An 18525-nucleotide genomic window follows, 5' to 3' on the forward strand; every position below is an offset into this window, starting at 1 on the left:
CCGGACCTCCATGCCCCCTTTTGCACAGAGATGGACGCATCGATGACGATCATCAAGAAACCTTAAGGTGACAGGTTTATGATCGGCGCAAGAATCCGGCCCCGATCGGTCCGGCCGGGATGCAGCACCACCGCCACGACAACAGACCGCCCGGCACGGGCCCGGAGGAGAGCACACTATGAACACCGATCGCATCATCGCCTTCGTCATGGCCGGCGGCCAGGGCTCGCGCCTGCAGCCGCTCACCGCCGCCCGCTCCAAACCCTCGGTGCCCTTCGGCTCGCGCTATCGCATCGTCGACTTCGTGCTCAGCAACCTGGTCAACTCGCAGATCCAGACCATCTATCTGCTGGTGCAGTACAAGTCGCAGTCGCTCATCGAGCACGTGCGCAAGGCCTGGACCATCTCGCCGCTGCTGCAGAGCCAGTTCGTCACCGTGGTGCCGCCGCAGATGCTCTCCGGGCAGCACTGGTTCCAGGGCACCGCCGACGCGGTCAACCAGAACATCAACCTGATCGAGGAACACCGCCCCGACCGGGTCGCGGTGTTCGGCGCCGATCACATCTATCGCATGGACGTGCGCCAGATGCTCGCCTTCCATCGCGAGCGCCAGGCCGACGTCACCATCGCCGCGCTGCCGGTGCCGCTGGCCGAGGCCGCGAGCTTCGGCGTCATCGCCGCCGATCCCGAGGGACGCATCCAGGGCTTCGAGGAGAAACCGGCCTCCCCCACCCCGATGCCCCACGACCCGGCGATGGCCTTCGCCTCGATGGGCAACTACATCTTCGACACCGAGGTGCTGCTCGAGGCGCTCAAGGCCTGTCGCGACGCCGGCGAGACCGATTTCGGCCAGCACGTGCTGCCGCGTCTGCTGCGTACCCACAGGCTCTACGCCTACGACTTCTCGACCAACCGCATCCCCGGCATCCAACCCTACGAGGACCAGGTCTACTGGCGCGACGTCGGCACCATCGACGCCTACTTCGACGCCCACAAGGACGTGCTCGGCGCCGATCCCGCCTTCGACATGTTCAACCCCGAGTGGCCGATCTTCTCCAGCAACTACCAGGGCCCGGTGGCCAAGCTGCTCGGCGGCGAGGTGCGCAACACCCTGCTCGGCGCGGCCACGGTGATCCACGAGGGGGCGCGGGTGCGCGACTCGATCATCCGTCGCGAGACGGTGATCGAGGAGGACGTCGAGCTCGACAACTGCGTGATCATGGACTACGTGCGCATCGGGCGCGGCGCCCGGCTGCGCAACGTCATCGTCGATCGTCACAACATGATCGAGCCGGGCGACAGCATCGGCTTCGACCGCGACCGCGACGCCGAACGCTTCCAGATCAGCCCCGGCGGGGTGACGGTGGTGCCGATGGGACAGCTGAGCTACTACGCCCGCGACGTGCGCGACGCCAACTCGCGCGGACGCTACTCGGAGTGATCAACGGCTGCGGATACGCGGATCGAGGGCGAGATAGAGCAGGTCGGTGAGGGTGTTGACGACGAGATAGGCGAGCGCGATCACCAGCACCGCGCCCTGCACCAGCGGGTAGTCGCGCGCCTGGATCGACTCCACCACCAGGCTGCCGAGCCCCGGCCAGGCGAACACCGTCTCGGTGATCACCGCACCGCCGAGCAGCGCGCCGAACTGCAGCCCGAGCAGGGTGAGCACCGGCAACCAGGCGTTGCGCAGGGCGTGGCGCCACAACACCCGCACCGGTCCCGCGCCCTTGGCGCGGGCGGTACGCACATAGTCCTCGCCGAGCACCTCGAGCAGGCTCGACCGCACCATCCGCGCCAGCACCGCCGCCAGCCCGGTGCCCAGGGTCAGCGCCGGGAGCAGCAGCGACAGCGGCCCGTCGCGCCCGCTCACCGGCGTCCACCCGAGCCACAGCGAGCAGACCAGGATCAGCAGCGGCCCGAGCCAGAAGTTGGGGATCGCCGCGCCGAGCATGGAGAAGCCCATCGCGACGCGATCGATCCATCCCCCCTGATGCAGCGCCGCCAACACCCCGAGCGGCAGCGCCACCACCACCGCCAGGGCGAGCGCGGCCACGGCCAGCTCCAGGGTCGGCCCGGCGCGCTCGGCGAGCAGCGCCGTCACCGCCCGACCGCTGTGCAGCGAGACCCCGAGATCGAGCCGCGCGAGCCCGCCGAGATAGTCCAGGTACTGGGTCCACAGCGGCCGATCGAGCCCCAGCGCGGCGCGTAGCTCGACCTGATCGACGGCGCGCGCGCCCTCCCCCAGCATCGCCGCCACCGGATCGCCCGGCACCAGATGGATGAGCAGGAACACCAGGGTGCAGACCCCGAGCAGGCTCGCCGCCGCCTCGCCGAGACGCCCGAGCAGCGCGCCCATCTCAGCCGCGGATCTCCACCGGGGTACCGACCGGGGTCTGATCGAAGAGCGCGATCAGCGCCGCGTCGTGCATGCGGATGCAGCCGTGCGAGCGCGGCTCGCCGAGCGGCTCGCTCGGCGGGGTGCCGTGGATGTAGATATAGCGGCGCAGGGTGTCGACCTCGCCGCCGCGGTTGCGCCCCGGCTCGCAGCCGGTGAGCCAGAGGATGCGGGTGGTGATCCAGTCGCGCCCGGGGTGGGCGGCGCGCAGCGCCGCGTCGCAGATCTCGCCGGTGGGTCGGCGGCCCCGGAACACCGTCCCCGGCGCGCAGCCATCGCCGATGCGTGCGCGCACCCGGTGCAGCCCGCGCGGGGTGCAACCGCTGCCGTTGCGCTCACCGACCCCGTTGCGCCCGGTCGAGACCGGGTAGCGGGCGAGCACGCGCGTGCCGGCCGACAGGGTCAGGGTCTGGGTAGGGACATCGATCAGGATACGGCGCTCGCTCATCACTCCTCCTCTGCTGCGACCGGGACGCGCACGACCTGCGCCAGCCCATCATAGTTGCCGTCGCCGGCCGGTCGATAGCCGCGAATGGTCGCGCGCTGCGCCGCCACCTGATCCTCGTACCACAACGGCACCAACGCCAGCTCGGCATGGACGATCGCCTGCAGCGCGGCATAGGGCGCGCGCGCGGCGGCAAGCGAGGGCGCGCGCGCCGCGGTCGCAATCAGCCGGTCGACCGAGGCGTTGCGATAACGCCCCCGATTGGCGCCCCCCGGCGGCAGCGATTCGGAGTGCAGCGCGTAGCGGAAGATGTCGGGGCTTCGCACCCCGACCCAGGTCAGCGCATAGAGGCTGAAGCGCCCGGCCTTGACGTCGCCGAAGAAGGTCCCCCAGTCGTGCCCCTGCACCGCCAGCGCGATCCCGGCCGCGGCGAGCTGCGCCTGCAGCGCCCCGGCCAGGCGCAGCCGGAAGGGATCGCTCGAGGTCTTCAGGGTCAGGCGCAACGGGTTCCCGGGGCCGAACCCGGCGCCTGCGAGCAACGCTCGGGCGCGCTCGGGGTCATGAGGCCAGGGCGCGAGATCGCCCCGCCCCGCCCAGTGCTCGGGCGGCAGGATCGACTCGGCGAGTCGCGCGCGACCACCGAGCAGGGTGTCGATCAGCAGGGGGCGGTCGATCGCCTGGGCGATGGCGCGACGCACCGCCAGGGAGCCGGTGCGCGGGTCTTCGAGATTGAAGCCGAGATAGGAGAGGTTGGCGCCGGGCACGGCGCGCACCGCGATGCCCGGCGCGCGCGCCAGATGATCGACCAGCTCGGGCGGCAGATCGCCCTGCAACAGATCGACCTCGCCGCGCAACAGCTTCATCACCCGCACGCTGGGGTCGCGTACCGTCACCAGCGCGATCCGCTGACCGTCGGCGCGTCGTTCGAGCAGCAGCGCGTCGGGGCCGGGTCGCTCGACCAGACACAGCGGCCCGCTGCCGATCGGCGCGGTGACGAAGGGGTGGTCGCGGGCGATCGCCGCCGCCGGCAGCACCGCGAGCACCAGCCGGCTCGGCAGCGCCGCGTCGGGCGCGTGCAGCACCAGCTCCAGGGTGTCGTCGTCGCGCACCCGCAGCGCCGCGATGCCGGCGAGCGCGGCACGGTGCGGCGAGCGCGAGCCCGGCGCGCGGATCGAGGCCAGGGTGGCGACGACGTCGTGCGCGGTGAGCCGGCTGCCGTCGCTGAACAGACGCCCCTGCTCGCCGAGCCGAAAGCGGTAACGGGTCGCCTCCAACTGCTCCCAGCGCGCCAGCCCGGGCACCGGCCGGGCGGCCGCGTCGAGCCGTACCAGGGTGCGATAGAGCAGCCGGTTGACCCGCTCGGAGGTGGCGTCGGTGGCCAGACGGGGATCGAGGTTGCGCGGCGGGCGCGCCACCGCGAAGCGGATCACCGCGTCCTCGCGCGCCCCCCGGGCGCAGCCGCCGAGCACGGCGGCGGCGCCGAGCGCGAGCGACCGCGCGCCGCTCACCAGTCGCGGTAGGGGTGACGGGCGAGGCGCGCGTTGAAGTAGCGCGGGTCGTCGCTGACCTCCTCGCCGAGCCAGTCGGGACGGACGAAGACGGCCCGTTCGTCCTCGAGTTCGAGCTCGGCGAGCACCAGCCCGGCATTGGCCCCGGCGAACTCGTCGACCTCCCACACCCGGCCCGCGACCGTCACCAGATGACGCACCTTCTCGACCAGTGCGGTGCAGGCCAGATCGCGCAGCATCGCCTCGGCGTCAGCCACCGGGACGGGGTACTCGTACTCGGCACGGGCGATGCCGCGGCTCGCCCCCTTGAGGGTGAGGAAGGCCTGCTCGCCGGCGATCCGCACCCGCAGCGTCAACCCCGGCTCGGCCACCAGATAGCCCTGCACCATGCGCGTGCTGCGGCTGACCGCCTCGCGCCAGCCGGCGTCGCGCACCAGGAACTTGCGTTCGATCTCGATTGCCATGACTGACCTCCAGGATGCACGGCGGGCAATGCCCGCCGCGTCCGTTCAGGCGCGCTCGAACAGCGCCATCGACTCCACGTGCCCGGTGTGCGGGAACATGTCCATCACCCCGGCGGCACGCAGCCGATAGCCGAGCCCGTTGACCAGGCGATCGGCGTCGCGCGCCAGGGTCGAGGGGTAGCAGGAGACATAGACGATACGCTCGGCACCGAGCCGCGGCAGCCAGTCGAGCACCTGCAGCGCACCGCTGCGCGGCGGGTCGAGCAGCACCTTGCCGAAGCGCTCGCGCATCCACGGCTCGAGTTCCAGCTCGCCGTAGAGGTCGGCGGTGTGGAAGCGGGTGTTGTCGATGCCGTTGCGCGCGGCGTTGCGCTCGGCGCGCGCCACCAGCCCGGCGTCACCCTCGACCCCGACCACGCTGGCGGCCTGGCGCGCCAGCGGCAGGGTGAAGTTGCCGAGCCCGCAGAACAGGTCGAGCACGGTCTCGTCGGGCTGGACGTCGAGCAGACCGAGCGCCTGGTCGATCATCGCGCGGTTGAGTTCGAGGTTGACCTGGGTGAAGTCGTTGGGCAGGAACTCCAGGGTCAGGCCGTGACGCGGCAGGCTGTAGGACAGGTCGATCTCGTGCCCGGGCAGCGGGCGCACCGTCTCCGGGCCGCCCTCCTGGAGATAGATGTGGTAGCCCTCGCGCTCGCCGAGCGCGCGCAGCACCTCCAGGTCGGCGTCGGTCGGGGTCTGCAGCACGCGGAACACCAGCACGCACGACCTGTCGCCGACGGCGACCTCGATCTGCGGCACCTGGTCGCGGATGCTCAGCGCGTCGATCGCCGCGCCGATCTCCACCAGCCGCTCGCCGACGGCCGGATGCAGCACCGGACAGCGTTCGAGATCGGCGAGGAAGGCGTTGCCACGCTCGCGGAAGCCGACCAGGGTGCGTCCCTTCTTCTCCACCCGGCGCACCCCGAGCCGGGCCTTGCGCCGGTAGCCCCAATGATCGGCCACCAGGGGATCGAGCCAACGCTCGGGCTCGACCTTGCCGATGCGGGTGAAGACGTCGGCGAGACTGGCCTGCTTGGCGCGGATCTGCGCCGCCGTGTCCTGGTGCTGCAGCGAGCAGCCGCCGCACACCCCGAAGTGCGCGCAGCGCGGCTCGACCCGCTCGGGCGAGGCGTGCAGCACCTCGACCACCCGGCCCTCGTCGTAGCGACGCTGCACCCGGGTGTACTGGAAGCGGACGCGCTCGCCGGGCAGGGCGCCGTCGACGAACACGGCCTTGCCGTCGAGGTGGGCGAGGCCCCGACCCTCGTGGGTCAGGCTCTCGATCTCGACCTCGACCGGGTCCTGGGGGAGCGGCTTGCGTTTTCTTCTCGACACGGACTTGGATACTCGTTCGTTTATGGATGATTTGGGTTCAGGCCGGGAACACCCCGGTCGACAGATAGCGGTCGCCGCGGTCGCAGATGATCGCCACGATCACCGCGTCCTCGACCTCGGCGGAGAGACGCAGCGCCGCGGCCACCGCACCGCCCGAGGAGACGCCGGCGAAGATGCCCTCGCGCGCGGCCAGCGCGCGCATCGTCTCCTCGGCCTCTTGCTGGGTGACGTCGATGATGCGATCGACCCCGGCCGGATCGTAGACCTTGGGCAGATAGGCTGCGGGCCAGCGGCGGATGCCGGGGATGCTCGCCCCCTCGGCCGGCTGCACGCCGACGACCTGCACCGCCGGGTTCTGCGCCTTGAGATAGCGCCCGGTGCCCATGATGGTGCCGGTGGTGCCCATCGAGCTGACGAAGTGGGTCACCCGCCCCTCGGTGTCGCGCCAGATCTCGGGGCCGGTGCCGAGGGTGTGCGCCTCGGGGTTATCGGGGTTGGAGAACTGGTCGAGACGCACGCCCTCGCCGCGCGCCTCCATCTCCAGGGCGAGATCGATGGCCGCTTCCATGCCACCGGTGGCGGGGGTGAGGATGATCTCGGCGCCATAGCTGCGCATCGCCCCGCGGCGCTCGGAGCTCATGTTCTCGGGCATGATCAGCACCATGCGATAGCCGCGGATGGCCGCCGCCAGCGCCAGCGCGATGCCGGTGTTGCCGCTGGTGGCCTCGATCAGGGTGTCGCCGGGGCGGATGGTGCCGCGCTCCTCGGCGCGACGGATCATGTTGAGCGCGGGACGGTCCTTGACCGAGCCGGCGGGGTTGTTGCCCTCGAGCTTGGCGAGGATCAGGTTGGAGGTCTCGCCGGGCAGACGCTGCAGACGCACCAGCGGCGTGTTGCCGACGAAGTCTTCGATGGTCGGATAGGACATGTTCTCGTTACCGTGACCGATGGGCGGGATGGGTTCGAACCGGCGCAGGCCCGACGCGCAGGCGGCGCATTGTGCCAGATCGCGGGCGCCCGGACAGGTGCCCGGCGCCGCTGAGCGGACCCCCTGGTTCGAGTTCAACTTACGCCAACCCGGAGTCGCGCACCACCGAGCACGGCTCAGCGCCCCTTCGCCGGACTCGACTGGACGTAATAGCTCAGCTTGTCGGAGAGGTTGAGATACTCGATGATGTCCTCGGTGAGCTCGGACTGGTGCAGACTCTCGCGGATCGCGCCCTCCTCCTCCGAGAGATCGAGGATCAGCGCCTGATCGCTGGGGATCTCGGGTGAGTAGACCAGCACGTTGGGCCTGAGCAGGTCGTCGGGGTTGATCGAGATCACCACCGCGACGCGCTCGTCCTCGAGCCGCACCACGGTGCCCGGGGGATAGACCCCGAGATTGGTGATCAGGGTGGTCAGCACCCGCGGGTCGTAACGCGCGCGGTCCTTGGTATACATGCTCGAGACGGCCTGGTGCGGCGACAGTCCGCGTCCGCTATAGGTACCGTTGCAGAGGTTGTCGTAGCGATTGACCACGCTGACGATGCGGGTCAGCGCGCCGAGCGCCTTGCCGCTCAGCCCGTCCGGGTAGCCGCTGCCGTCGAGGTGCTCGTGATGCTGGCCGATGACCTCGATCACCGCATCGGGCAGGGTGCCGATGGCCTGGGCGATCTCCACCCCGTAGCGCGGGTGCTGCTCGTAGAGGGCGCGTTCCGGCTTGTTCCAGTCGCCCTTTTTGTGCAGGATCTGTGAAGGGATGCGCTGCAGCCCGAGGTCGTGGAAGAGCGCGCCGAGCCCGAGCAGGCGCAGGTTCTCGCGATCGAGCTTGAGCTTGCGCCCGAGCACCAGCGCCAGCGCCATGACGTTGATGGCGTGATGATAGGTGTTCTCGTCCTGGCTCTTGAGGTTGACCAGCTGCACCGTGGCCTCGTGATCGGCGGTCAGGTCCTCGACCATCTGCGAGACCAGCGCGTCGGCCTCCTCGGCCGCCTGCGCCGGGGCCGAGCGCAGGTGCGACATCAGCTTGCGCGCCAGCACCACCGACTGGCGGTAGCGCTTGGCGCAGAGGTTGAGCCGCTTGCGCCGCTCCTTGAGCACGCGGATGCGCGCGTTCTTCTCCTCCCACAGGGAGGCCTCGAGATCGGCGCGCAGTTGATCGCGTACCTCGGCGTCACCGTCGCCCTCGGGCTCGTCGTCCGCCGGCAGGTCCTCCGGCTCCGGGTCGCTGCGCGCCAGATCGACCCGCACCCGCCCGAGATCGAGCTGCATCAGCGTCTCGAGCTGCTTGCGGGTGCGGATCTTGAAACTGCTGGTGAAGAAGGGGTGCGCCATCCAGGGCAGATCGAGATGCACGAACATCCCGATCCGCAGCCTGGGTTTGTGTTGTGTGTTATCGCTCACGGCGCAACCTGCATTGACCGACACTGGACCCGACACTCGAACCGGCCCGCTCGCGTCACGCCGACTCACCGACGATCTCGTGTCGCGCACGGCACCGACACCACACAGCGCGCCACACCTGCGCCGGTCTCCGGCGTGGCCGTAAGCTAGCGACCGGGACCCGGGCGGTCAACACAGGGCCCAGGCGCGCCACCGACGGTTGACGCCCCCGCTTGATTATCATCGGGGCGACTTGTAGCTTGCCCCGAACGCGCGCCCCGGGACGGCGCGCCCCACTCTTTCCGACCCGCTGAGATCGACGTGACAGACTATAAACAGACGCTCAATCTTCCCAAGACCGGCTTCGCGATGAAGGCCAACCTGGCGCAGCGCGAGCCCGAGATGCTCAAACGCTGGGAATCGATGGATCTCTACGCGCGTATCCGCGAGGCCCGCGCCGGCGCCGAGCGCTTCGTGCTGCACGACGGCCCGCCCTACGCCAACGGCGACATCCATATCGGCCACGCGGTCAACAAGGTGCTCAAGGACATCATCGTCAAGTCGCGCACCCTGAACGGATTCGACGCCCCCTACGTGCCGGGCTGGGACTGTCACGGTCTGCCGATCGAGCTCCAGGTCGAGAAGAAGAAGGGCAAGCCGGGTCAGAAGATCAGCGCCGCCGAGTTCCGTCGCGCCTGTCGCGACTACGCCGCGCGCCAGGTCGACGGTCAGCGCACCGACTTCAAGCGTCTCGGCGTGCTCGGCGACTGGGACAACCCCTATCTCACCATGGACTACGGCTTCGAGGCCGACATCATCCGCGCGCTCGGCCGCATCATCGACAATGGGCACGTCCACAAGGGGTTCAAGCCGGTGCACTGGTGCGTCGACTGCGGCTCGGCGCTGGCCGAGGCCGAGGTCGAGTACGCCGACAAGCAGTCGATCGCCATCGACGTGCGCTTCCAGCTGGTCGACCCCGACGCCCTCGACGGTCGCTGTCACACCGCCCCCGACGGTGCTGGCAGCGGCCCGGCGGCGGTGGTGATCTGGACCACCACGCCCTGGACCCTGCCGGCCAACCAGGCCGTTGCGCTCAACGCCGAGCTCGAGTACGTGGTGGTCGAGGCCGAGCACGATGACGCCCCGGGCGGGCGCGAGCGGCTGATCGTCGCCGAGGGCCTGCTCAAGGACACCATGGATCGCTGGGGCATCGAGCGCTACCGGGTGCTCGGCTATGCCCGCGGCATCGATCTCGAGGGGCTGCGCCTGCGCCACCCCTTCTACGATCGCGAGGTGCCGGTGATCGTCGGCGAGCACGTCAGCCTCGACGCCGGTACCGGCGCGGTACACACCGCCCCCGGCCACGGTCTCGACGACTATCTCGTCGGTCAGCGCTACGGCCTGCCGGTCGACAATCCGGTCGGCGGCGACGGGCGCTTCCTGCCCGACACCGCGCTGTTCGCCGGCGAGCACGTGTTCAAGGCCAACGAGCACGTGCTCGAGGTGCTCAAGGCGCGCGGCGCGCTGCTGCTCGAGACCCGCATCACCCACAGCTACCCGCACTGCTGGCGCCACAAGACGCCGATCATCTTCCGCGCCACCCCGCAGTGGTTCGTCAGCATGGAGCAGGCCGGACTGCGCGCCGCGGCACTCGGCGAGATCGCCAAGGTCGAGTGGCTGCCGGAGTGGGGTCGCAACCGCATCGAGGCGATGGTCCAGGGCCGTCCCGACTGGTGCATCTCGCGCCAGCGTACCTGGGGCGTGCCGATCCCGCTGTTCGTCCACAAGGAGACGGCGGCGCTGCACCCGCGCACCGCCGAACTGATCGAGCAGGTCGCCGAGCGCGTCGAGCGCGAGGGCATCGAGGCCTGGTTCGCGCTCGATCCGGCCGAACTCCTCGGCGCCGAGGAGGCCGCGCACTACGACAAGGTGCACGACACCCTCGACGTCTGGTTCGACTCCGGGGTGACCCACGCCTGCGTGCTCGACCGCCGCGCCGAACTCGGTCGCCCGGCCGATCTCTATCTCGAGGGTTCGGACCAGCACCGCGGCTGGTTCCAGTCCTCGCTGATGACCTCCACCGCGATCCACGGTCACGCGCCCTATCGCCAGGTGCTCACCCACGGCTTCACCGTCGACGCCAAGGGCGAGAAGATGTCGAAGTCCAAGGGCAACGTGGTCAGCCCGCAGACGGTGGTCAAGAACCTCGGTGCCGACATCATCCGGCTGTGGGTCGCGGGCACCGACTATCGCGGCGAGATGAGCGTCAGCGACGAGATCCTCAAGCGCACCGCCGACAGCTACCGGCGCATCCGCAACACCGCGCGCTTCCTGCTCGCCAACCTCAACGGTTTCGACCCGGCCAGCGACCTGATCGACCCGGCCGAGATGCTCGCCCTCGACCGCTGGGCGGTCGATCGCGCCGCGCGTCTCCAGCAGGAGATCGTCGCCGCCTACGACGACTACCAGTTCCACCTGATCTGCCAGAAGCTGCAGCAGTTCTGCGTGGTCGATCTCGGCGGCTTCTATCTCGACGTCATCAAGGACCGTCAGTACACCACCCAGGCCGACAGCCTGGCGCGACGCTCCTGTCAGAGCGCGATGTATCACATCATCGAGGCGATGGCGCGGTGGATGGCACCGATCCTGAGCTTCACCGCCGACGAGATCTGGCGCCACATCCCCGGCGAGCGCGGCGAGACCCCGTTCATCGAGCAGTGGTATGCGGGGCTGTTCACCCTCGCCGAGGACGAGCCGCTGGGCCGCGCCTTCTGGGATCAGGTGATCGCGGTACGCGCCGCCACCGGCCCGGCGCTGGAGGCCGCGCGCAAGGACGGCGCGATCGGCGCCGCCCTCGACGCCGAACTCACCCTCTACTGCGCGCCCGAGCTGCTGGCCACCCTGGAGCGGCTGGAGGATGAGCTACGCTTCGTACTGATCACCTCGGCGGTGCGGCTCGAGCCGCTCGACCGGGCGCCCGCGGAGGCCCAGGACACCGAGCTCGAGGGGCTGCGGGTGATGGTCGCGCCGAGCAGCCACCCCAAGTGCGTGCGCTGCTGGCACCGCCGCGCCGACGTCGGCGCCGATGCCGAGCACCCGGAGCTGTGCGGACGCTGCGTCGAGAACGTCGCCGGCGCCGGCGAGACCCGCCGCTATGGCTGAGTCCGGCGCCCGTTCCTGGCTGTGGCTGTCGCTGCTGGTGCTGGTCCTCGACCAGGCCAGCAAGTGGCTGGTCTACGGTCTGCTCGATCCCTTCCAGGTGATCGCGCTGACCGAGACCCTGCACCTCACCCTGGTGTTCAACGAGGGCGCGGCCTTCAGCCTGCTCGCCGGTGCCGGCGGCTGGCAGCGCTGGCTGTTCGCGCTGATCGCCGTGGCCGTCAGCGTCGCGCTGGTGATCTGGCTGGGGCGGCTGCGCCGCGACCAGCGTTGGAGCGCCGCGGCACTGGCGCTGCTGCTCGGCGGTGCGCTCGGCAACCTGATCGACCGGGTGGTGCTCGGTCATGTGATCGACTTCGTCCAGGTCTATCTGCCCTTCCTGCCGATGGACCTGTTCAACCCCTGGCCGGCCTTCAACGTCGCCGACAGCGCGATCAGCATCGGGGTCGTCATCCTGCTGATCGTTACCCTGTTCGAGCAGCCCGAACCGCGCCACCTGGACTGACGCCGGCGTGTCCGGCAACGACCAGGGAGGGTCGTCCACCCGGGGAACAACGCCCCGGTCCTTTTTCTTCATCAGGGACCAGTGAATGCGATGAAGATTGCAATCCTGTCACGCAACCCCTCGCTCTACTCCACCCGCAGACTGGTGGAGGCGGCGCGCGCGCGCGGCCACGAGACCAAGGTGCTCGATGTGCTGCGCTGCTACATGAACATCACCTCGCACGCCCCCTCGATCCACTACAAGGGCGAGGAGCTGACCGGCTTCGACGCGGTGATCCCGCGCATCGGCGCCTCGGTGACCTTCTACGGCACCGCGGTGCTGCGCCAGTTCGAGATGATGGGCGTCTACCCGCTCAACGAGTCGGTGGCGATCACCCGCGCGCGCGACAAGCTGCGCTCGCTGCAGCTGCTCTCGCGCAAGGGCATCGGGCTGCCGATCACCGGCTTCGCCCACGCCCCGGACGACATCGCCGATCTCATCAAGATGGTCGGCGGCGCGCCGCTGGTGATCAAGCTCCTCGAGGGCACCCAGGGCATCGGCGTGGTGCTCGCCGAGACCCAGCAGGCCGCCGAGAGCGTGATCGAGGCCTTCATGGGACTCAAGGCCAACATCCTGGTGCAGGAGTACATCCGCGAGGCCAAGGGCGCCGACATCCGTTGCTTCGTCATCGGCGACAAGGTGGTGGCGGCGATGAAGCGTCAGGCCAAGGCCGGCGAGTTCCGCTCCAACCTCCATCGCGGCGGCAGCGCCTCGCTAATCCGCATCACCCCCGAGGAACGCTCCACCGCCACCCGCGCGGCGCGGATCATGGGGCTCAACGTCGCCGGCGTCGACATCCTCCGCTCCAACCACGGCCCGGTGGTGATGGAGGTCAACTCCTCGCCCGGGCTGGAAGGCATCGAGGCGGCCACCGGCAAGGACGTCGCCGACCAGGTGATCGCCTTCATCGAGAAGAACGCCGCCGCCGGCAAGACCCGCACCCGTGGGCAGGGCTGAGCAGCGCTCATGACCGAGCCAGTGCGTATCGCCGGGCACGAGATCTCGCCGGGCGAGCGCACCCGCATCGACCTCACCCTGCCCAACCTCTACACCCAGACCCCGGTGGCGATGCCGGTGCACGTGCTGCGCGGGCGGCGCGACGGCCCGCGGCTGTTCATCACCGCGGCGATCCACGGCGACGAGATCAACGGCGTCGAGATCATCCGCCGGTTGCTCGCCCATCCGGCGCTGCGTCACCTGCGCGGTACCCTGCTGGCGGTGCCGGTGGTCAACGTCTACGGCTATGTCCGCCAGTCGCGCTACCTCCCCGACCGACGCGATCTCAACCGCAGCTTCCCCGGCTCGGACACCGGCTCGCTGGCCGCGCGCCTGGCCGCCACCCTGATCAATGAGGTGGTCACCAAGGCGACCCACGGCATCGACCTGCACACCGGTGCGCTGCATCGCGAGAACCTGCCCCAGATCCGCGCCACCCTCGACGCCAGCCCCGAGACCTCGGAGCTGGCGCGCGCCTTCGCCGCGCCGGTGATCCTCGACGCCGACCCACGCCCGGGCTCCTTGCGCGCGGTGGCCGCCGAGCACGACATCCCGCTGTTGCTGTTCGAGGCCGGCGAGGCGCTGCGCTTCGACGAGTTCTCGATCCGCGCCGGGGTGCGCGGCATCCTCGGGGTGATGCGACGGTTGGGGATGATCCGCGCCTCGGGCGGGCGCCGCGCCCGGGTGCGCGCCCCGGTGGTGGCGCGCTCGAGCCTGTGGGTGCGCGCCCCGCAGAGCGGCGTGCTGCTCTCGCTCACCGCGCTCGGCGCCCAGGTCGAGCGCGGCGACACCCTGGGGGTGCTCACCGACCCCTTCCGCCCCGCCGACGAGCCGGTGCGCGCGCCCTGCAGCGGCATCGTCATCGGTCGCACCAACCTGCCGCTGGTCACCGAGGGCGAGGCGCTCTATCACATCGCCCGCTTCGGCGCCCTGGAGAGCGCGGTCGAGGCCGTCGAGCAGTATCGCGTCGCGCTCGATCCCGAGGACGAGACCGAGGCGGGACCGAGCATCCTCTGAGACCACTCAGTCGCCCGGCGCGGGATCGAGCACCAGACGCGCGCCGTCGCGATCGAGCCGAGCGCCGAGCCGACCGAGCAGATCCTCGCCGAGCAATGCGTTGCCGCCGAGCGCGCGCCCCTCGACACAGCCCACCTCGACCTCGACCAGACGCCTGGGACCGGCGCGCACCGCGGCCAACCGCCCCGGCAGCGCCCGCACCTCGGCGTCGCCGAGCGCGATCGCGACCGGCGCCACCCCTTCCAGGTCGAGCCCGAGTTCGGCGCACAGCGGCGCCGGCAGCAGGGTGCGCACGGCCCCCGAATCGACCAGCAACGGCTGCGGCCTCGGCCGCCCCTCGGCGGACTCGAGCGTCAGCACCACCACCAGTGCCGCGCCCTTGCGGCGCAGCGCCAGCACCGCCGGCGGTCGCGGCGCCGGCGCAAATGCCACCGAGGCCGTCGCGACCGCCCCCCGACCGCCGGGCAGGATGACCCGCTGCACGCGACCATCGGCGGTGCGCAGGATGACATGATCGATCCCGGCGAGCAGATGGCGCAGGCGTCGCTCCAGCGCGCCCTCGCGCAGCCGCCCGTGGCGTCCGCGCGCCTGCTCGATCCCGCTCACCGTGAAGTCGTGCCGTGCGGCCAGCCGGGTGAGCGCACTCGCCACCTCGACCTCGGGCGCGGCGCGCGCGCCTCCCCCCGCCGCGCTCGCCAGCACGGCCATCACCACCAGCATCAGGGCATGTCGCTTCATCGCGGCAAGGCTAACAGGCCGACGAAAAAAGCGAAAAATATAAGCAAACGTTAATGTATGATCGATCGCCGGTTCACACCCATCGCCCGCGCCGAGAGGAGGACCCCCGATGACCGACGCCATCCGCGCCCTGCCCAGGGAGCACCTGGCCGCCGCACTCTTCACCCTGCTCGCCATCTATCTCGCCGGGATCGTCCCCTCGGTCGAGATCGCCTGGGTCAGCGCCGTGTTGCTGCTCACCGTCTTCCTCTTCGCCTTCGAGGTGGTGAGCGTCGACGTCGCCGCGATCAGCGTGATGGTACTGCTCGGCCTGAGCAGCCTGGTCGCACCCTGGATCGGACTCGAACAGGGACTGGTCGCGCCCGAGCGCCTGTTCGACGGCTTCGCCAGCAACGCGGTGATCTCGATCATCGCGGTGATGATCGTCGGCGCCGGACTCGATCGCACCGGCATCATGTCATGGGTGGCGGGGCTGATCATGCGTCTCGGCGGCGCCACCGAGACGCGCATCATCCCGCTGGTCTCGGGCACCGTCGGGGTGATCTCGAGCTTCATGCAGAACGTCGGCGCCGCGGCGCTGTTCATCCCGGTGGTCGGGCGCATCGCCGCGCGCACCCGCTTACCGATCTCGCGACTGCTGATGCCGATGGGCTTCTGCGCCATCCTCGGCGGCACCATCACCATGGTCGGCTCGAGCCCGCTGATCCTGCTCAACGACCTCATCCTCCAGGCCAACGACGCCCTCCCCGCCGACAGCGCACCGCTGCGCACCTTCGCGCTGTTCGACGTCGCCCCGATCGGCATCGCCCTGCTGATCACCGGCATCCTCTATTTCGTCATCGCCGGGCGCCTGGTGCTGCCGCGCGGCGGGAGCGGCGAGACCGAGCTGCACGAGGCCGCGACCACCCGCGCCTATCTCGCCGAGACCTATCAACTCGACGGCTGCGCGGTCCACGAGCTGCGGGTACCGGCAGACAGCCCGCTGGTCGGTACCAGCGTCGACGACATGGAGCGCACCTGGACGGTGCGGGTGGTCGCGCTCGACAAGGGCGACGGGCTCAGGGTCGGCGCCGACGGGGTCAACCGCGCCCTCGGCATCGCCGCCGACACCCGCCTGGCGCTGATCGGCACCGCACCGGCGATGGACGCCTTCGTCGCCGCCAACCGGCTCGAACGCAGTGCCGAACTCGACCACTTCGCCGAGGTCGTCTCGGAGTCCAGGGCGGGGATCGCCGAGCTGGTGGTGCCGCCGGGCTCGGCGCTGATCGGCAAGAGCGCGCGCGATCTGTGGCTGCGCAAGACCTACGGGCTGTCGCTGCTGGCGATCCATCGCGGCGGCAGCATCATCAACTACACCACCGGCGGGGTGCGCAACACCCCCTTCGCCGCCGGCGACGCGCTGGTGGTGCACACCACCTGGGCCGATCTGGCGCGGCTCGAGCGCGACCGCAACTTCGTCGTCGTCACCACCGAGTACCCGCACGAGGCGCTGCGCCCGCACAAGGTCCCGGTGGCGCTGGCGCTGTTCGTGCTCACCCTCGGGCTGATCCTGTTCACCGACCTGCGCCTGTCGGTCGCACTGCTCACCGGCGCCGTGGGCATGGTGCTCACCGGGGTGCTGTCGATCGAGGAGGCCTACGCGGCGGTGAGCTGGAAGACGGTGTTCCTGCTCGCCTCGCTGATCCCGCTGGGGCTGGCGGTGGAGCAGAGCGGCACCGCCGCCTGGATCGCCGATCAGGCGCTCGGGGCGCTCGGGGCGCTCGGCACGGTGCCGGTGTGGGTGGTGCAGGCGGTGCTCGCGATCCTCGCCACCGCCTTCACCCTGGTGATGTCGAACGTCGGCGCCACCGTGCTGCTGGTGCCGCTGGCGGTCAACATGGCGCTCGGGGTCGGCGCCGATCCGGCGCTGTTCGCGCTGACCGTGGCCATCGCCACCTCCAACTCCTTCCTCATCCCCACCCATCAGGTCAACGCCCTGGTGATGGGACCGGGCGGTTATCGGGTGGCCGACTTCCTGCGCGCCGGCGGTATCATGACGGTGCTGTTCCTGGTGGTCTCGCTGACCATGCTGAACCTGGTGTTCACCCACCATCCCTGATCCACGGCCCACAGTCGCGCCGGCCACACCAGGCCGGCGCCCAGACCCGCGACCATGTCACTGATCAACCGAACCCCACGCTGCCCGACCCACGACTGCCCGCTCGAACTCGTCCTCCAGGGCGAGAAGCGCCTCCCCGGCCACCCGCTGATCGAGGCCGTGGGCGTGCCCATGTACGACTGCCCGCGCTGTCGCGAGCAGGGCGAGCCCTACACCATCGAGGCCGAACCGGCGGCCACCAACGCGCTGATCAAGCGGCTCGGGCGCACCCTCGCGCGCAGCCGCTTCCCCGGCGCACTGCTGCGCCCCAAGGTCCGCATCGACTTCAACCCCTGGCAGGCCACCCTCGCGCGCCGCGCCCACGCCAACCCCGAGGGTGCGCCGATCGACCCCGAGATCGCCCGCGCCGCCGGGCTCACGCCCGAGCCCGAGGCCCTCGCCGAATCGCGCGCGACCGAACCGGCCGCGCCCGAGGCGGCAAGCGCCGCCCCCACGGTCAGGCCACGGCTCGACTGGATCACCCCGGAGCGCCCCCGTCACCGCCTCGACCAACTCATCCTCGACCCCGAGACCCTCACCCGCATCCGCGAGGCGACCAACGTGCTGCTCGCCCAGGGGCTGATCTACGACACCTGGAACCTGGCGGCGGTGGCGCGCACCGGGCGACGCCTGGCGCTCAACTTCTACGGCCCGCCGGGCACCGGCAAGACCCTCGCCGCCGATGCCATCGCCGATCTGCTCGACCGACCGATCCTGCGGGTGAGCTATGCCGAGCTGGAGTCGATGTATGTCGGCGAGACGCCGAAGAACATCCAGGCGGCCTTCGCCCGCGCGCGCGAGAGCGGCGCGCTGCTGTTCTTCGACGAGGCCGACTCGATCCTCGGGCGACGGCTGCGCGACATCTCGCAATCGGCCGACAACAGCATCAATGTCGCGCGCAGCACCACCCTGATCGAACTCGACAACTTCGAGGGCGCGGTGATCTTCGCCTCCAACCTGGTCGGCAACTACGACACCGCCTTCCTGCGACGGATGCTCGCCCATGTCGAGTTCCGGCTCCCCGGCCCCGACGAGCGCGCGCGTCTCTGGGCCGCACACATCCCCGCCGAGCTGCCGCTGGCCGCGGACGTCGACCATCAGGATCTGGCCGCGCACTCCGAGGGCGCCGCCGGTGGCGACATCCAGAACGCGGTACTGCTCGCCGCCTCCTACGCGGCGATGCGTCCCGAGTCCGAGCAGCGCGTCGCCCAGGCCGACCTGCAACGGGCGATCGACTTCTTGCTGGAAGGCAAGCGGCGCATCCTCGAGGACGCGCCGCCGGCGCACCCCGACAGCTGCGAGATCGGGTTCGAGCGGGGATAGACGGACGCCCCCCAGCGTGGTGCGGCCGCGCTCAGCCGGCCAGCACCAGCGGCGGGCG

At 70.4% G+C, this 18525-nt stretch carries 15 protein-coding genes; 7 read left to right on the top strand and 8 right to left on the bottom strand.

Translation table 11 applies throughout. The features are described 5' to 3' along the window. Positions 1-178: 178 nt before the first annotated feature. Positions 179-1441, top strand: a complete 1263-nt coding sequence (locus EBL85_RS08980; protein WP_123142726.1) for a glucose-1-phosphate adenylyltransferase — start codon at positions 179-181, stop codon at positions 1439-1441. Here the strand turns inward: EBL85_RS08980 and nikB are convergent, their stop codons facing one another. The 7 genes from nikB to EBL85_RS09015 form a co-directional block, all read right to left on the bottom strand. Continuing rightward, positions 1442-2359, bottom strand: a complete 918-nt coding sequence (nikB, locus tag EBL85_RS08985) for a nickel ABC transporter permease (protein WP_123142727.1) — start codon at positions 2357-2359, stop codon at positions 1442-1444. A 1-nt stretch (position 2360) separates the two neighbouring features. Further along, on the bottom strand, positions 2361-2846 hold the full coding sequence (locus tag EBL85_RS08990; protein ID WP_123141290.1) for a L,D-transpeptidase: 486 nt from the start codon (positions 2844-2846) through the stop codon (positions 2361-2363). After that, positions 2846-4351, bottom strand: a complete 1506-nt coding sequence (locus EBL85_RS08995; protein ID WP_123142728.1) for an ABC transporter substrate-binding protein — start codon at positions 4349-4351, stop codon at positions 2846-2848. Before EBL85_RS08995 ends, EBL85_RS08990 begins: the two co-directional genes overlap by 1 nt. Further along, complete coding sequence (locus EBL85_RS09000) at positions 4348-4815, bottom strand: CYTH domain-containing protein (protein WP_123141292.1); 468 nt, start codon at positions 4813-4815, stop codon at positions 4348-4350. Before EBL85_RS09000 ends, EBL85_RS08995 begins: the two co-directional genes overlap by 4 nt. Positions 4816-4860: 45 nt before the next feature. Then, positions 4861-6189: a 23S rRNA (uracil(1939)-C(5))-methyltransferase RlmD gene (gene rlmD / locus EBL85_RS09005; RefSeq protein ID WP_123141293.1), complete on the bottom strand. Its 1329-nt coding sequence runs from the start codon at positions 6187-6189 to the stop codon at positions 4861-4863. 37 nt (positions 6190-6226) lie between these two features. Further along, positions 6227-7117 (bottom strand): cysteine synthase CysM, encoded by an 891-nt coding sequence (gene cysM, locus EBL85_RS09010; RefSeq protein WP_123142729.1) that lies wholly within the window; start codon positions 7115-7117, stop codon positions 6227-6229. Positions 7118-7293: 176 nt separating this feature from the next. Then, positions 7294-8574 (bottom strand): HD-GYP domain-containing protein, encoded by a 1281-nt coding sequence (locus EBL85_RS09015; RefSeq protein ID WP_223806105.1) that lies wholly within the window; start codon positions 8572-8574, stop codon positions 7294-7296. A 300-nt stretch (positions 8575-8874) separates the two neighbouring features. On the opposite strand from EBL85_RS09015, the gene ileS reads away from it, so the two are divergent. The 4 genes from ileS (at position 8875) to EBL85_RS09035 (ending at position 14269) form a co-directional block, all read left to right on the top strand. After that, the gene (gene ileS, locus EBL85_RS09020; RefSeq protein WP_123142731.1) at positions 8875-11715 is read left to right on the top strand and encodes an isoleucine--tRNA ligase; all 2841 of its coding nucleotides are present in this window, start codon (positions 8875-8877) and stop codon (positions 11713-11715) included. Then, positions 11708-12217 carry a signal peptidase II gene (gene lspA, locus EBL85_RS09025; RefSeq protein WP_123141297.1) on the top strand — a complete coding sequence of 170 codons (510 nt, stop codon included), beginning with the start codon at positions 11708-11710 and terminating at the stop codon, positions 12215-12217. The genes ileS and lspA overlap by 8 nt, the downstream gene beginning before the upstream one ends. A 90-nt stretch (positions 12218-12307) precedes the next feature. Continuing rightward, positions 12308-13213 carry a 30S ribosomal protein S6--L-glutamate ligase gene (gene rimK, locus EBL85_RS09030; protein WP_062273506.1) on the top strand — a complete coding sequence of 302 codons (906 nt, stop codon included), beginning with the start codon at positions 12308-12310 and terminating at the stop codon, positions 13211-13213. Between the two features lie 9 nt (positions 13214-13222). Continuing rightward, complete coding sequence (locus tag EBL85_RS09035; protein WP_123141298.1) at positions 13223-14269, top strand: succinylglutamate desuccinylase/aspartoacylase family protein; 1047 nt, start codon at positions 13223-13225, stop codon at positions 14267-14269. Positions 14270-14275: 6 nt separating this feature from the next. On the opposite strand, the gene EBL85_RS09040 is transcribed toward EBL85_RS09035, so the two are convergent. Then, positions 14276-15007, bottom strand: a complete 732-nt coding sequence (locus EBL85_RS09040) for a retroviral-like aspartic protease family protein (RefSeq protein ID WP_190288060.1) — start codon at positions 15005-15007, stop codon at positions 14276-14278. Between the two features lie 109 nt (positions 15008-15116). Between EBL85_RS09040 and EBL85_RS09045 the strand changes: the two genes are divergently transcribed. Both EBL85_RS09045 and EBL85_RS09050 read left to right on the top strand, forming a co-directional pair. Next, positions 15117-17105: an SLC13 family permease gene (locus EBL85_RS09045; RefSeq protein ID WP_123142732.1), complete on the top strand. Its 1989-nt coding sequence runs from the start codon at positions 15117-15119 to the stop codon at positions 17103-17105. 54 nt (positions 17106-17159) lie between these two features. Then, positions 17160-18467 carry an ATP-binding protein gene (locus EBL85_RS09050; RefSeq protein ID WP_123142733.1) on the top strand — a complete coding sequence of 436 codons (1308 nt, stop codon included), beginning with the start codon at positions 17160-17162 and terminating at the stop codon, positions 18465-18467. Positions 18468-18525: the final 58 nt, after the last annotated feature.

The sequence above is a fragment of the Marichromatium sp. AB32 genome (genome assembly GCF_003718675.1).
Taxonomy (GTDB): Bacteria; Pseudomonadota; Gammaproteobacteria; order Chromatiales; family Chromatiaceae; genus Marichromatium; species Marichromatium gracile.